At 61.4% G+C, this 14,985-nt stretch carries 13 protein-coding genes; 12 read left to right on the plus strand and 1 reads right to left on the minus strand.

The window, feature by feature from the left end:
• Nucleotides 1-88: 88 nt before the first annotated feature.
• Genes V6L79_RS14235 through V6L79_RS14260 form a run of 6 tightly spaced genes read left to right on the plus strand, consistent with a single transcriptional unit; the run spans nucleotide 89 to nucleotide 8,217 of the window.
• A complete protein-coding gene (locus V6L79_RS14235) occupies nucleotides 89-1,276 on the plus strand; it encodes an acyl-CoA dehydrogenase family protein (protein WP_261742127.1) in 1,188 nt (395 codons plus the stop codon).
• Nucleotides 1,277-1,323: 47 nt separating this feature from the next.
• A complete protein-coding gene (locus V6L79_RS14240) occupies nucleotides 1,324-3,069 on the plus strand; it encodes an FAD-binding protein (protein ID WP_261742128.1) in 1,746 nt (581 codons plus the stop codon).
• Nucleotides 3,066-4,817, plus strand: coding sequence for an FAD-binding protein (locus V6L79_RS14245; RefSeq protein ID WP_338579015.1), 1,752 nt, complete (start codon nucleotides 3,066-3,068; stop codon nucleotides 4,815-4,817). The genes V6L79_RS14240 and V6L79_RS14245 overlap by 4 nt, the downstream gene beginning before the upstream one ends.
• Nucleotides 4,814-5,575: an SDR family oxidoreductase gene (locus V6L79_RS14250; protein WP_321837163.1), complete on the plus strand. Its 762-nt coding sequence runs from the start codon at nucleotides 4,814-4,816 to the stop codon at nucleotides 5,573-5,575. The genes V6L79_RS14245 and V6L79_RS14250 overlap by 4 nt, the downstream gene beginning before the upstream one ends.
• 1 nt (nucleotide 5,576) lies before the next feature.
• Nucleotides 5,577-6,608: a ferredoxin--NADP reductase gene (locus tag V6L79_RS14255; RefSeq protein WP_261742131.1), complete on the plus strand. Its 1,032-nt coding sequence runs from the start codon at nucleotides 5,577-5,579 to the stop codon at nucleotides 6,606-6,608.
• Between the two features lie 19 nt (nucleotides 6,609-6,627).
• Nucleotides 6,628-8,217 (plus strand): FadD3 family acyl-CoA ligase, encoded by a 1,590-nt coding sequence (locus V6L79_RS14260; RefSeq protein WP_338579016.1) that lies wholly within the window; start codon nucleotides 6,628-6,630, stop codon nucleotides 8,215-8,217.
• A gap of 60 nt (nucleotides 8,218-8,277) precedes the next feature.
• Here the strand turns inward: V6L79_RS14260 and V6L79_RS14265 are convergent, their stop codons facing one another.
• Nucleotides 8,278-9,063 carry an enoyl-CoA hydratase gene (locus V6L79_RS14265; protein WP_261742133.1) on the minus strand — a complete coding sequence of 262 codons (786 nt, stop codon included), beginning with the start codon at nucleotides 9,061-9,063 and terminating at the stop codon, nucleotides 8,278-8,280.
• 143 nt (nucleotides 9,064-9,206) lie between these two features.
• On the opposite strand from V6L79_RS14265, the gene V6L79_RS14270 reads away from it, so the two are divergent.
• The 6 genes from V6L79_RS14270 to V6L79_RS14295 are packed head-to-tail and all read left to right on the plus strand — an operon-like array spanning nucleotide 9,207 to nucleotide 14,913.
• Nucleotides 9,207-9,980: an SDR family oxidoreductase gene (locus V6L79_RS14270; RefSeq protein WP_261742134.1), complete on the plus strand. Its 774-nt coding sequence runs from the start codon at nucleotides 9,207-9,209 to the stop codon at nucleotides 9,978-9,980.
• A gap of 53 nt (nucleotides 9,981-10,033) precedes the next feature.
• Nucleotides 10,034-11,011: an OB-fold domain-containing protein gene (locus V6L79_RS14275; protein WP_321837158.1), complete on the plus strand. Its 978-nt coding sequence runs from the start codon at nucleotides 10,034-10,036 to the stop codon at nucleotides 11,009-11,011.
• 10 nt (nucleotides 11,012-11,021) lie between these two features.
• Nucleotides 11,022-12,155: an acyl-CoA dehydrogenase family protein gene (locus tag V6L79_RS14280; protein WP_261742136.1), complete on the plus strand. Its 1,134-nt coding sequence runs from the start codon at nucleotides 11,022-11,024 to the stop codon at nucleotides 12,153-12,155.
• On the plus strand, nucleotides 12,127-12,546 hold the full coding sequence (locus V6L79_RS14285) for a MaoC family dehydratase (RefSeq protein WP_261742137.1): 420 nt from the start codon (nucleotides 12,127-12,129) through the stop codon (nucleotides 12,544-12,546). Before V6L79_RS14280 ends, V6L79_RS14285 begins: the two co-directional genes overlap by 29 nt.
• Before the next feature lie 18 nt (nucleotides 12,547-12,564).
• Entirely contained in the window at nucleotides 12,565-13,743 is a 1,179-nt protein-coding gene (locus tag V6L79_RS14290) for a lipid-transfer protein (protein ID WP_261742138.1), read from the plus strand.
• A complete protein-coding gene (locus V6L79_RS14295; RefSeq protein ID WP_338579017.1) occupies nucleotides 13,744-14,913 on the plus strand; it encodes an acyl-CoA dehydrogenase family protein in 1,170 nt (389 codons plus the stop codon).
• Nucleotides 14,914-14,985 lie beyond the last annotated feature (72 nt).

Genomic DNA, 14,985 nt, shown 5'->3' on the forward strand with positions numbered 1-14,985 from the left:
GACGATGATCCACATCCCGCCTGGCGGGATTATCCGTCATACACCGCCCGCGCATTCGCGCAGCGAGAGACTGACGGAGAACACACGGATGGATCAGCTACGAGAGAAAAGTCCGATTGAGCTTGAGCTGCTGCAACGCGCACGCAATCTGATTCCTGCGCTCAAAAGCCGTTCAGCCCAGGCGGACAAGGACTGCAAACTGCCCGATGAAACCGTGCGCGATATGCAAGAAGCCGGTTTATTTCGTGCCCTGCAACCGAAGATGTGGGGCGGGCATGAAGTCGACCTGCGCACCTTCTTTGAAATTCAGATGACCCTGGCCGAAGGCTGCATGTCCACCGCCTGGGTTTTTGGGGTCGTGGGCGTGCATCCGTGGCAACTGGCGCGTTACCCGGTCGAGGCCCAGCGCGATGTCTGGGGCGAAGACAGCTCAGTACTGGTGGCTTCGACCTATATGCCGGTGGCCAAGGTCACGCCGGTCAAGGGCGGTTATCAGGTCAGCGGGCGCTGGGGTTTCTCCAGCGGCAGCCAGCATGCGCAGTGGTGCCTGCTCGGCGGCATCGTGCCGCAAGACGAAACCGGCCCCACCGAACATGGCACTTTCCTGATCCCGGCCAGCGACTATCGCATTGAGCAGAACTGGGACGTCGTGGGCCTGCGCGGCAGCGGCAGTCACGACATCGTCGTGGAAGATGCGTTTGTCCCGGCCCATCGGGTACAGCGCACCAACAACTACAGCATCGAAGCCACACCGGGGCGCCTGGTCAATACCAACCCGATGTACTCCATCCCGTTTGCCCAGGTGTTTGCCCGCGCCGTATCGACTTCGGCCCTGGGCGCGCTGCAAGGGGCAATCAACGAGTTCCGTGACAACGCGGCAAAACACATCGGCAAGCACGGTGCCAAAACTGCCGAAGACCCGGCTGCCCAGGCCGTCGTGGCCGAAGCCATCATTACTGTCGACTCGCTCAAACTGGTGCTGATGCGCAACTACGGACACCTGCTGGCGCTGGCTGGCGCCGGAGAATACCCGGATGTTGAGACCCGCCTGCTGTATCGCTACCAGTCGTCCCATGTGACCAATGTGTGCGCCGACCGAGTCAGCGACTTGCTGCGTTGCATGGCGGCTTCGGGCTTGTACAACACCAACCCGGTGGCGCGTTTCTTCCGCGATCTGCACCAGGCACGCGGGCATATCGCCAATAACGAGGCGGCTTACCGTCGTAGTTATGGCCTTGTGCAACTGGGCCTGCCCAATGCAGACCCGTTTGTTTGACTTGATCCTGCACTAAACCTCAGACCTCAGCGCAAGGCATAACAATAATGACGGCTCACGATCAGTCTCAGTCCAGCTATGACGTAATTGTTGTCGGCTCCGGTGCCGGCGCCATGACCTCGGCCCTGTTTGCGGCTGATCAGGGCCTGTCGGTTCTGATTGTCGAAAAAAGCGACAAATATGGGGGGACTTCTGCGATTTCCGGCGGCGGTATCTGGATCCCGAACAACCATTACTTTGCCGCGATAGGCGGCCAGGACAGCCCTGAACTGTCGATGCAGTACCTCAAGGCCGCCACCGCTGAGCATGGTGACTCTCAGCGCCTGCAGGCGTATCTGGATAACGCTGCGCCGATGATCAAAAAGCTCACCGACAACAGTCGCGTGCGCTATGCAGTGGCCGACAAATACCCCGATTACTATCCGCAACTGCCCGGCGCATTGCCGGGCGGTCGTACCCTGGACCCCGAGTTGTTCGACACCAGCCTGCTTGCCGAAGAACTGCCCAACCTGCGCAAGCCTTCGCCCTCGACCCTGTTGATGGGGCGCATCGCCTGGACCGCGCGCGACGCACACAAGGCCATGGCCCGCAGCTTTGGCTGGCAATGGCTGATTTTCAAGCTGATGGCACGCTACAAGCTTGATTTCAAATGGCGCCGCAAAAGCAAATACGATCGTCGCGCTGCCCTGGGCAGTTCGCTGGTGGCCTCGTTGCGCCGCTCCCTGATGGACCGCAACGTACCGCTTTGGCTCAACACCAACTTTGAGGATGTGCTGCTCGACGGTGATCGGGTGTGCGGGATCAAAGTTGCAACCGGCGGCAAAATCCTCGAACTCAAGGCCCGTCGTGGGGTGATTTTTGGTTCGGGCGGTTTTGAGCAAAACCAGACCTTGCGCGAGAAGTACCTGCCGCAACCCACCCGTGCCAGCTGGAGCGCCACGCCGCCGGGCAACAACACCGGGGCTGCGCTTGAAGCCGGGCTCAATATTGGCGCCGCCACGGCACTGATGGATTGGGCCTGGTGGGCACCGACCATTGCCGTACCCGGCGAAGAAAAACCCCGTGGCGTATTTGCCGAGCGGGCGTTCCCTGGGGCGATTGTGGTCAACGGGCTGGGGCAGCGCTTTGTCAACGAGGCAGCGCCGTATTTGGAGTTCGTCGACGCCATGTACACCGACAACCACAAGACGGGCGGCCGCTCGGTGCCGTCGTGGGTGATTTTTGACGGTCATTTCCGTTTCACCTACGCCATGGGCCCGCTGATGCCCGCCCAGGTGGTGCCTGACAGTCGACTGCGCAAGGAATGGCTCAACACCGTGTACTGGAAGGCCGACAGCCTGGAAGCGCTGGCCCGGCAAATCGGGGTTGATACCCAAGGATTAAGCAGCACCGTGGAAAAGGTCAACCGCTACGCGCAAACCGGTGTCGATCTGGACTTCGACCGTGGTGGTAACGTATTTGACCGTTATTACGGCGACAGCAATATCAAACCCAACCCGTGCCTGGCGCCGCTGCGCAAAGGCCCGTATTACGCTATGCGTCTGGATGCCGGGGATATCGGCACCAAAGGCGGATTGCTGACCAACCAACACGCTCAGGTGGTACGTGAAGACGGTGAGCCGATCCCCGGTCTGTATGCCATCGGCAACTGTTCGGCTTCGGTGATGGGCATCAGCTATCCCGGCGCCGGTGGCACCCTGGGCCCGGCCATGACCTTCGGCTATATCGCCGCTAACCATATCGCCAGCGGCGTATCGGCAACAGCGAGCAACAAGGCACGGGTGCTGTTATGAGCCGGAGCAGAAACACCAGCAGCAAAAGCAAGATCCTGGCGCCATTGCAAGCCGACCGACTGAGCGGCCGCGACTGGCACGACACCTGCGATGTATTGGTGATCGGCTGGGGTGCGGCGGGTGCCTGTGCCGCGCTGGAAGCCTGCAGTACTGGTGCCCATGTGATCGTTGCCGACCGTTTTACCGGCGGCGGCGCCAGCGCTAAAAGCGGTGGCGTGGTGTATGCAGGCGGCGGAACCCGGCACCAACAGGCTGCCGGTTTTAGCGACAGTTCCCAGGCAATGTTTGATTACCTCAAGCATGAAACTCAGTGCGTAGTCAGTGATACAACCCTGCAAAAATTTTGCGATGACAGTGTCAGTAACCTGAACTGGCTTGAAGGTCATGGTGCGAGTTACGCCCACAGCGTGCCGCCAGGGGGGAAAACCTCTTACCCGTCCGATGGCTATTTTTTGTATTACTCCGGCAATGAGCTGGTGCCATCCCATGCCGGTACTCAGTCACCGGCACCACGCGGGCACCGCACCGTGGGCAAGGGCCAGTGTGGCGCTGTGCTTTACGGCCACTTGAAAGACGCGTGTCTGCGCGCAGGGGTGCAACCCTTGCTGCAATCCGCCGCGAGGCGGTTAGTGGTGGATGGCAGTGGCCGGGTAATTGGCGCGGAGCTCTGGAGCCTGCCTGAGGGCAGCCGCGCGGCCCGGCTACACGCACGCTTGGCGGCGCGAGCTGAGCGCCTGCAAAATTTCGCCCCCGGGTACTGTGACCGCCTGCGGCAAAAACTCAGCCAGCTGGAGCGCGATCACGGTCAACCGGTACTGATTCGGGCCCGACGCGGAGTCATTCTCAGCACCGGCGGTTTTATCTTCAATCGCGAGCTGATCCGCGACTACGCGCCCGATTTTCGCCGCAACTTCAAGGTTGGTGCTACCGGTTGCGATGGCAGTGGCTTGCTGTTGGGGCGGTCAGTGGGGGGCAAAAGCGAGCGCTTGGGACGGGTTTCAGCCTGGCGCTTTATCAACCCGCCGCACTGCTGGCCCAAGGGGATTGTGGTCAATACCAACGGCCAGCGTTTTTGCAATGAAGAAGTGTACGGCGCCACCCTCGGCCAACCGCTGTGCGAAGAACAGGGCGGTCAGGCCTGGCTGGTGCTGGATGCGCGTTTGCGCAAACAGGCGATCCGCCAGGCGCTGTTCGGCGGCTATTGGTGGTTCCAGACCCTGCCTGCACTGGCCCTGATGTTGTTCAAGGTGCGCAAGGGCGACAACCCCGACCAGTTGGCAAACGCCTGTGGCATGCAGGCCGGTGAGTTGAGCTGTGCGTTACGCGCCTACAACACTGCTGCCCGTGGCGAAGGGCCGGACGCTTTTGGCAAGTCCCAAGGCAGCCGTCAGGTACTGGACAAGGGGCCGTTCTATGCCTGCGATATCAGCGTCGGCAACCCGATATTCCCCCTGGGGGCGCTGACGTTGGGCGGGCTTAAAGTCGATGAATCCAACGGCGCAGTCCTCGACACACAGGGCCTGCCGATTGCCGGCCTGTTCAGTGCCGGGCGCACCGCTATTGGCGTGGCTTCACACCTGTACATCAGCGGCTTGTCACTGGCTGACTGCGTGTTTTCGGGGCGCCGGGCTGGCTTGTCAGCCTCTTGTGGGAGCGAGCCTGCTCGCGATGCAGTACATCAGTCAGATCAGGTTGATGCCTTCGCGAGCAGGCTCGCTCCCACAGAAGCTACAGGGGTGACCTTATGAGCGCACGAGTCGAAGGCAAGGTTGCATTGATCACCGGCGGTGCCAGTGGCGTGGGCAAGGCCTCTGTTCTGCTGCTGGCCCGTGAAGGTGCCAGCGTGGTGATCAGCGATATCGATGTTGCTGCCGGGTTGGCCCTGGCCGAAGAAATCGGCCCCGGGGCGCAGTTCATTGAGCACGATGCAAGCAGCGAAGCCGATTGGACGCGGGTGATCGACACTATCCGCCAGCGTCATGGGCGCCTGGATATCCTGTTCAACAATGCCGGCATTCTGCTCAAGGGCGATATTGAAAACACCGATTACGCTGACTGGCAGCGGGTGCAGCGAATCAACTCGGACAGCGTATTTTTGGGCTGCCGGGCCGCCATCAGCCTGATGAAAGAGGGCAAGGGCGGCTCCATCATCAACATGTCCTCCATTGCCGGGATTGCCGGGCGTGATGACTACGTCGCGTACAGCGCCTCCAAAGGGGCGGTTGCCGCGTTGTCGCGCACGGTGGCGGTGCTGTGCCGTCGGCGCAAGTACCGCATCCGCTGCAACTCCCTGCACCCGGACGGCATCCTCACCCCCATGACCACCGCCAGTTTGCCGGCCGGGCTGGACCCCTGGAGCCTGACCATCGACGCCGACCCCATGGGGCGTATGTGTTTACCCGAAGATGTCGCCGCCAGTGTGCTGTTTTTGGCCAGTGACGAGTCGCGGGCCATCAGCGGTATCGAGCTGCGGATCGACAGCGGCCAGTTTGTGATGAGTATCTGATATGAGCCAACCTTCCTATTTCTCCCTGCGCGTCGCGCAGATCGTGGCTGAAACACCGGACTCCAGATCCCTGGTATTCGACGTGCCCCCGGCCTTGCGTGAACAGTTTGCCTATAGGCCCGGGCAGTTCTTGACCTTGCGAGTGCCCTTTGAGGGCAGCTGGTTGCCGCGTTGTTATTCGTTGTCCAGCACGCCGCTGCAAGACGAGCCGTTGCGCGTCACCATCAAGCAGGTACGCGATGGCCGTGCATCCAACTGGCTGTGCCAGCAATTGCGTGAAGGCGATCAGCTTGAGGTGCTGGCTCCGGCCGGGGTGTTTGTGCCACGGCATTTTGACGATGACTTCGTGCTGTTTGGCGGCGGCAGCGGGGTCACGCCAGTGCTGTCGATTTTGCGCTCGGCGCTGATCGCAGGCACAGGTCGCATCCTGTTGATCTACGCCAACCGCGATGAGGCTTCGGTGATCTTCGCTGCCGAGCTCAAAGCCCTGGCCAGTGCCTACCCGCAACGCCTGCAAGTGATTCACTGGCTGGACTCGGTACAAGGTATTCCGGCGGTGGCGCAACTGGCACAAATGGCCCGGCCCTTTGTGCATGCCCAGGCGTTTATCTGCGGCCCCGGCCCGTTTATGGATGCCGCCGTCAGTGCCTTGCACGACATCGGCATGGACCACGGGCGAATTCACGTCGAGCGCTTTGTGTCGTTGCCCGAAGAGGGCAGCGTAGCTGCCCCGGCCCCGGTCAACACCGATGTGATTGGCAGCCAGCTCTCGGTGCGTCTGGACGGCGAAGAGTTTGAAGTGCCCTGTGCCGAAGGCGAAACCTTGCTTAACGCCATGCAGCGCGCCGGTTTGAAACCGCCCAGTTCCTGCCTGGTGGGCTCCTGCGCAACGTGCATGTGCACAGTTGAGCGCGGCAGTGTTGAGATGCTGCGCAATGACGCCCTGGACCAACAAGAACTGAACGATGGCTGGGTGCTGGCGTGTCAGTCAGTGCCTAACAGCGAGCAACTGCGCGTGTGCTTTCCCGAATAATCAGCCAGACGAGTGACCGATGACTTCCAGCCTGCAACAGAGCCTGCCGCGTTCGATTCCGCACATGCTGTTCAACGCGTCGAAACTACATGCCGGGCGTACAGCCATTGAAGAGCATGGCGAGTGCACCGATTACAGCGATTTGCCGCGCCTGGCACTGGCTGTGACCCGCAGCCTGATGGCCCAAGGCATCGGTAAAGGTGATCGAGTGGCGATTTGGGCGCCCAATGGGCGTGACTGGATTATCGCCGCACTGGGCATCCATTGCGCGGGTGCCGTGATGGTGCCCATCAACACCCGAATGAAAGGCAGCGAAGCCGCCGACATTTTGCAACGCAGCGGCAGTCGCCTGTTATTTGTGCAACCGAGCTTTCTGGGTACGGATTATCTGGCTCTGCTGGCGCCTTATCGACCGGCCAGTCTCAACTGTCTGGTGTTGCTGGGCGAGACCACGGCAAACAGCGGCAGCGGTCTGGACTGGGATGGCTTTTTATCTTTGGGGGCGGCCATCAGCGAGTCTGCTGCGCTGTTGCGTGCGACCGATGTGAGCGCTGATGACCTCAGCGATTTGCTGTTTACTTCCGGCACTACGGGCAAGCCCAAGGGCGTGATGAGCGCCCATGGGCAAAATGTCCGCGCCTTTAGCGAGTATGTGACGGTAATTGGCTTGCGGGCCGGTGATCGATATCTGGTGATCAATCCATTTTTCCATGCCTTTGGCTACAAGGCAGGTTGGCTGACCTGCCTGCTGGCGGGTGCGACGATCCTGCCGCATCCGGTGTTCGATGCCGAAGCGGTGTTTCAGCGCATCGCCGCGGAACGCATCAACGTGTTGCCCGGGCCGCCAACTTTGTACCTGTCGATGCTGGCCCATCCCAAACTGGCCGAAACCGACCTGTCGAGCCTGCGGATTGCGGTGACGGGCGCGGCCACCATCCCGCCGATCCTGATCGAACGCATGCGCCGCGAGTTGGGGTTCTCGGTCGTCACCACCGCCTATGGCCTGACTGAGTGTGGCGGGTTGGCGACCATTTGCGACCCGAGCGACCCGGCCTCCATCATTGCAGGCACCAGTGGCCGGGCGATTGCGGGTACCGAAGTCAGCATCCGCGACCCACAAAACCGCGCCTTGCCAGCGGGCGGCACGGGGGAGATTTGCCTGCGCGGCTTTCATGTGATGCAGGGCTATTTTGAAGATCCCAAGGCCACGGCTGAAACCATCGACGGTGAAGGTTGGCTGCACACCGGCGATATTGGAGAGCAGGATGCAGCTGGCAACTTGCGTATCACTGACCGGCTTAAAGACATGTTTATCGTTGGAGGTTTCAACTGTTACCCGGCGGAAATTGAAGCCGGCCTGATCGAGCACCCGGCTATTGCCCAGGTGGCGGTGATCGGTGTGGCGGACGAGCGTATGGGGGAAGTGGGGTGTGCCTGCGTGGTGTTGCGTCAAGGCCAGCAAATGGATGAAGCCGGTTTGATCCTGTGGGCGCGTGAGCATATGGCCAACTACAAGGTGCCGCGGATGGTGCGGTTCTATGAAGCGCTGCCGGTGAATGCGTCAAACAAAGTGGCGAAGAACGAGTTAAGGGCGCAGATGCAGGGTTAGCCCCAATTCTGGGGTGTAGCCGCTGAGGAGCGCAGCGAGGCTGCGCTCCTCAGCGGCTTCTCAATTACCCTCAAACCGCGCCGCCCGCTTCTCGATAAATGCCTGCATTCCTTCTTTCTGATCCCTCGATGCAAACAGCAGCGCATTGGCCTTGCGCTCCAGTGCCAGGCCCGTCTCCAGCGGCGCATCAACCCCGGCCAGAATCACTTCCTTGATTTGTTCGGCAGCCAGCGGCGGCATGGCGGCGATCAGTTGGGCCATCTCCAGGGCATACGCCTGTACCTCGGCATCGTCCACAACGTTACTCACCAAGCCTGAAATCCAGGCTTCATGCGCCGTGATCGGCTGCCCGGTCAGGGCCATGCGCATGGCCTTGGCCTTGCCGACCGCTCGCACCAGGCGCTGGGTGCCGCCAATGCCGGGCATGATGCCGATGCGGATTTCAGGCTGGCAAAACTTCGCGCTGTGCCCGGCCACGATAATGTCGGCCAGCATCGCCAGCTCGCAACCACCGCCGTAGGCGTAGCCGCACACCGCTGCAATCACCGGTTTCGGGCAATGCTGGATCGGCGCCCACACGCGCTCGGTATGGCGCTGGTAAATATCGATGGGGCCGACACCGGCCATGCTGTTGATATCGCCACCGGCAGCAAACACCTTGTCGCCACCCGTCAGCAGGATGCAACGCACTTGTGGGTTTTCAGCCAGCTCAATGAAGTAGCGCGACAACAGCGCCTGCAGCTCAAGGCTCAGGGCGTTGGTGGCCTGGGGGCGGTTAAGGCGCAGCAGGGCCACACCCGGGGTCGGGAATTCAAGCAATACCGGCGCGGCAGATGGGTCTGACATGGGGTTCCTCATTAACGGGAGCTGTCACCACAGCGTGCGCTGGATTGTTGCGTTCAGCCGGGTGGGCTTCATCGTCCGTTCAGACGACGAGCAGCCCCAGGATTGTCCCTAGAGTGGCTCCATCAGTAGAAAAGGAGCACGTCATGGGCCAACTCTCAGGGCTGGACTACAGCGGTAAGGTGGTACTGGTCACCGGTGGCACCAAAGGCATCGGCGCAGGTATCGCCCGCAGCTTTCTGGAAGCAGGAGCACAGGTGATTGTGTGCGGCAGGGCGACGCCAGAAGTGTTGCCCAAGGCGGGTGCGGCGCAGGCGGTTTTCATGGCCTGCGATGTGCGCGATCAGGACTCGCTCAAGGCGTTGTTCGATGGTATTCGCGCTGATTTCGGTCGGCTCGATGTGGTGATCAACAATGCTGGCGGCAGCCCACCGGCCGATGCTGGCAGCGCTTCGCCGCGTTTTCACGAAGGCATCATCCGCCTCAATCTCATCGCCCCCTTGAATGTTGCGCAACAGGCCAACGCCCTGATGCAGCAACAGGCCGAGGGCGGCTGCATCGTGTTTATCGGCAGCATCAGCGCCTTGCGCGCGTCTCCGGGCACCGCCGCTTACGGCGCGGCCAAGGCCGGTGTATTGGCCCTGGTGCAATCGCTGGCCGTGGAATGGGCGCCAAAGGTGCGGGTGGTCGCGGTCAGTCCGGGACTGGTACGCACTGAGCAGGCGCATCTGCATTACGGCGACGAACAGGGCATCGCAGCGGTCAGTGCGGGGATTCCGGCCGGGCGCATGGCGCTACCCGAAGACATCGGCAATGCCTGCCTGTTTATCGCATCGCCCATGGCCGGCTATGCCAGCGGTTGCAATCTGTTGTTGCACGGCGGCGGCGAACGCCCGGCTTTTTTGAGCGCTGCGCACTGACGACCTTCAGCGGCGACCACGGGGTTGCTGCACTTGACACGCAGGAGACGAACTTGGCTGATTCTCAATTGCTAACCGACGTGCGCGCCCTGGTGGGGCGTGAATATGGTCGCGTCTACGCCTGGGACGAAGTCAACGCCCCGATGATCCGCCAATGGTGCGAGATCATGGGCGTGGACAACCCGCTTTATACCGACCCGGCCTTTGCCGCCAACAGCGCCCATGACGGGCTGGTGGCGCCGCCCGCGATGTTGCAGGTGTGGTGCATGGAAGGCTTTCACCTGAACAACTACGCACCGGGTTCGACTACCGAGAACCCGTATGAAGTGCTCAAGCTGATCGAGTCTTACGGCTATCCGTCGGTGGTCGCGGTCAACTCCGAACTGACCTTCGAGCGCAATCTGCGCCCGGGCGAAAAAGTCTACTACACCACTCGGCTGGACTCGGTCGGTGATGAGAAAACCACAGGTCTGGGCACGGGCTTTTTCGTCACCCTGGTGATGAACTACTTCGTTGAGCACAAAAGTGGCGATGAAGCCGTGGGCCAGTTGCTGTTTCGGGTATTCAAGTTCCGCCCGGCCAACAACCATACCGTTGAAGCTGCCCCGGCCAAGGTTGAAGACAAACCTGTGGTCAAGCGTCCGAAGCCGGGCATGAGCGATGACACGCGGTTTTTCTGGGAAGGTTGTGATGCGGGCAAGCTGCTGATCCAGCGCTGCACCCAGTGCCAGACCCTGCGCCATCCACCCGCCCCAGTGTGTATCGAATGCCACTCGTTCGATTGGGACAGTGTGCAGGCCAGCGGCCGCGCCAGCCTGTATTCGTTCGTGATCATGCATTACCCCGAGGTTGCACCGTTCGACCACCCCAACCCGATCGGTCTGATCGAGCTGGAAGAGGGCGTGCGTCTGGTGGCAGGGCTTGTGGGCGTCAAGCGCGAAGAGCTGAGCATTGGCCAGCCCTTGCAACTGGAGTTCCAGACTTTCGACGGCGAGCTGACCTTGCCTCTGTTCAGACCTGTGGTCGGGTAAGGGAGCCAGCATGGATTTCGAATTTACCGAAGACCAGAGCGCTATCGCTGAAATGGCCGGTAGCGTATTTGCCGACTATTGCACCGATGACCGCCTGCGCCAGTTCGACACCAGCGAACAGCCCTATATGCAGCCGCTGTGGCAACTGTGCGTGGAAACTGGGCTGCAGGCTCTGGCCATCCCCGAAGCCCTGGGTGGCAGCGGGCTGGGCATGACCGAGTTGATGCAGGTGCTGCTGGCTCAGGGACGGGCGCTGGGGCAGGTGCCGCTGTGGCGTCATCAACTGACGGCCGCGACCCTGGCGCAGTTTGCCGATCCCGCATTGCAGTCGTGGGCAGTTGAAGCGGCTGCGGGCAGGGCACTGCTGACCCTTGATTTGAGCGGTTTGGATAACGCCCAGGGCATGCAGTTGCACGCCCGGCCAACTGACGGTGGCTGGCGCATCGACGGCCGGGTTGGCGCGCTGGCGCTGGCTGAACAATCACAGGCTGCGCTGTTGCTGGTGAGCGTTGAGGGGCAGCCCCGGCTGGCTCTGATCGAACTGGTCAACCAGGCGATCAAGCACGTACCGGGGCGCATGACTCACGGCGAGGCGATTGCCGATTTGCATATCGACGGGTTGCTGATCAGCGCCGGGCAATTGCTCCCGGCCAGCGCCTTGAGCTGGCTGGAGCCCCGTGCCATCGCCGCATTGGCCTCGCTGCAACTGGGGGTCAGTAGCGAACAGATCCGCCGCACCGTGGAGTACGTCACCGAGCGTCGCCAGTTTGAACGCAGTATCGGCAGTTTTCAGGCGGTGCAAATGAGCATGGCCAATGCCCATATCGCCCTTGAAGCGTTGCGCAGCAGCCTGTGGCAGTTGTGCTACCGCCTCGACGCCGGTTTGCCTGCGCCGAGCGAGGCCCTGGCCACGGCCTGGCAAGCCTGCGAAGCGGGGCATCTGATCGGGCATAACGCCCAGCACGTACACGGCGGTATCGGCGTCGACCTGACCTACCCGATGCATCGCTTTCTCTACTGGAGCCGCGCTCTGGGCTGTGCCCTGGGTGGATCGGCAGCAAGCCTTGAACGCCTCGGCGACTGGCTGAGCCATAACGACAAGCTGGGATGGAAATATGACCTTGCAGAACACCAAGCGCTTTGACGACGTGCGCCCCGGCGAAACCCTGCCGGAACTGGCGATCCCGATCACCGTGGGCCTGGTCACCGGCGGCGCTATTGCCACCCGCGACTACTTCCCCGGCCACCATGACCTGAACGCAGCCAAGGCCCTGGGTTCACCGCACATCTTTATGAACATCCTCACCACCAACGGGCTGGTGCAGCGTTATGTCGAAGACTGGGCCGGCCCGGAGGCGCGTTTTGCCTCGCTGAAGATCAAGCTCGGCGCGCCGAATTATCCCGGCGACAGCATGACCTTCAATGGCGCGGTTACCGGCCATGACTCCGCCACCCGCACGGTGGAAATCACCCTCAGCGGCAAAAATTCCATGGGCAACCACGTGACCGGTACGGTCGCGCTGGTTCTGCCCTGATCGCGGGAGACAGCACACATGACGCAATCGTCACTATCGGGCAGCGCGGCCATTGTTGGCCTTGGCGCGACCGAATTCTCGAAAAATTCCGGGCGCACCGAACTGCGCCTGGCGCTGGAAGCCACCTTGGCGGCATTGAAAGATGCCGGTATCGACCCGTCCGAAGTCGAGGGTTTCAGCTCGTACTCGGTGGACAAGGTTCCGGAATACGAAATCGCCCGTTTGCTGGGTTGCAAGGACGTCAAGTTCTTCTCCCAGGTGCCCCACGGCGGTGGTGCGGCCTGTGCGCCGATCATGCACGCGGCGATGGCCGTGGCCACCGGTGTGGCCAAAGTGGTGGTGGTATATCGCGCCATGAACGAGCGCTCGTGGTATCGCTTCGGTAGCGGTAGTTACGGCTTTGCCTCCACGCCGATCTTCGAGAATGTGAACTACGGCTGGTACATGCCCCACGGCCTGCATACCCCGGCATCCTGGGTCGGCATGTTTGCCCAGCGTTATATGCACACCTACGGCGCCACCTCCGAAGACTTCGGTCGCGTGGCAGTGGCGGTACGGGATTTTGCCGCCACCAACCCGGCGGCATTCTTTTACGGTAAGCCGATCACCCTGGAAGAACACCAGGCTTCACGCTGGATCTGCGAGCCGCTGCACTTGCTCGATTGCTGCCAGGAATCCGATGGCGCGGTGGCGATGGTGATCACCTCGGCCGAGCGCGCCAAGGACCTGCGCCAGAAGCCGGTGGTGATCAAGGCAGGTTCGCAGGGGATCACCTCGGGCCAACAAATCATGACCTCGTTCTACCGCGACGACATTACCGGCCTGCCGGAAATGGGTGTGGTCGCCAAAGAACTGTATCGCCAGTCGGGCCTTGGCCCTGAGGCGCTGCAAACTGCGGTGATTTACGACCACTTCACCCCGTTTGTGTTGCCGCAACTCGAAGAGTTCGGCCTGTGCGAACGCGGCGAAGCCAAGGAATTTATCCGCGCCGGGCACCATGCCCGTGGCGGCAAGTTCCCGATCAATACCCACGGTGGGCAATTGGGCGAGGCCTATATCCACGGCATGAACGGCGTGGCGGAAGCGGTGCGTCAGGTGCGCGGCAGTGCAGTCAACCAGGTCGATAACGTGGAAAACGTATTGGTGACTGCCGGGACCGGTGTGCCTACCAGCGGCCTGATTCTGGGAGCAGCCTGAATGTTCGTCGACCTCACGCCCGAACAGCATGCCCTGCGCCTGAAGGTGCGGGACTACTTCCAGAACCTGATGACCCCGCAGCTGCGTGAGCAATTGCGCGGCAAAGAGGGCGGCGAACTGTACCGCGACACTATCCGCCAGATGGGCCGCGACGGCTGGCTGGCCGTGGGCTGGCCCAAGGAGCATGGGGGGCAGGGCTATGGTCCTACCGAGCAATTTATCTTCTTTGAAGAAGCCAATATTGCCGGTGCACCACTGCCGTTTGTGACCATCAGCACGGTCGGGCCTGCACTGATGGCCCATGGCACTGAGCTGCAAAAGGCCAAATTCCTGCCAGGGATCGCAGCGGGCGAAATCATCTTCGCCATCGGCTACTCCGAGCAGGATGCAGGCAGCGACCTGGCCGTGCTGAAAACCTCGGCCCGCCTTGAAGGCGACGAATTTTTGGTCAATGGCGCCAAGCTCTGGACCTCGGGCGCGGAGTCGGCGGATTACATTTGGCTGGCAGCCCGTACCGACCCTGAACGGCCACGGCACAAAGGGGTGTCGATCCTGATTCTAGACACCCAGGCACCGGGCTTTTCGACCACGGTGATTCCAACTACCAGCAACCCGACGGCGGCTACCTACTACGACAACGTACGGGTGCCAAAAGACATGCTGGTAGGCGAGTTGAACGGCGGCTGGAAGTTGATCACCGCGCAACTGAACCATGAGCGGCTGGGTCTGGGTGCCTGGTCGGACAAGGTAGTGGGGCTGTTTGGCCGGATTCTGGCGTGGGCCAAGGCGGCGGATGAAAACGGCGTTCGTGCCACCGACAAGGCTTGGGTGCGCGTTGGTCTGGCGCAGTGCTATGCACGGCTTGAAGCCATGCGCCTGATCAACTTGCGCATTGCCGCTGACCTCGAGCGTGAGCGCATGGATGTAGCGCTGGCTTCGACTACCAAGGTCTACGGCTCGGAATCGGCGATCGAGATATTGCGCGTATTGAGCAACATCGTGGGTGCCAATGGATTGGTGCGCGGTGGTTCGGCGGCCTCCTTGCTGCACGGTGAACTGGAGTACGAAGTGCGTGCCTCGGTGACCCTGACGTTTGGCGGTGGCACCAATGAAATCCAGCGTGAGCTGATCGCCCAATTCGGGCTGGGCATGCCGCGTACCCAGCGTTGAGGCCATTTACGTAGCAGCTGTCGAGCTCCGCGAGGCTGCGTTCGAGGACGAAGTCATCGTAAACCCGGTGAA

It is taken from the genome of Pseudomonas sp. ML2-2023-6 (genome assembly GCF_037055265.1).
Classification (GTDB): domain Bacteria; phylum Pseudomonadota; class Gammaproteobacteria; order Pseudomonadales; family Pseudomonadaceae; genus Aquipseudomonas; species Aquipseudomonas kulmbachensis.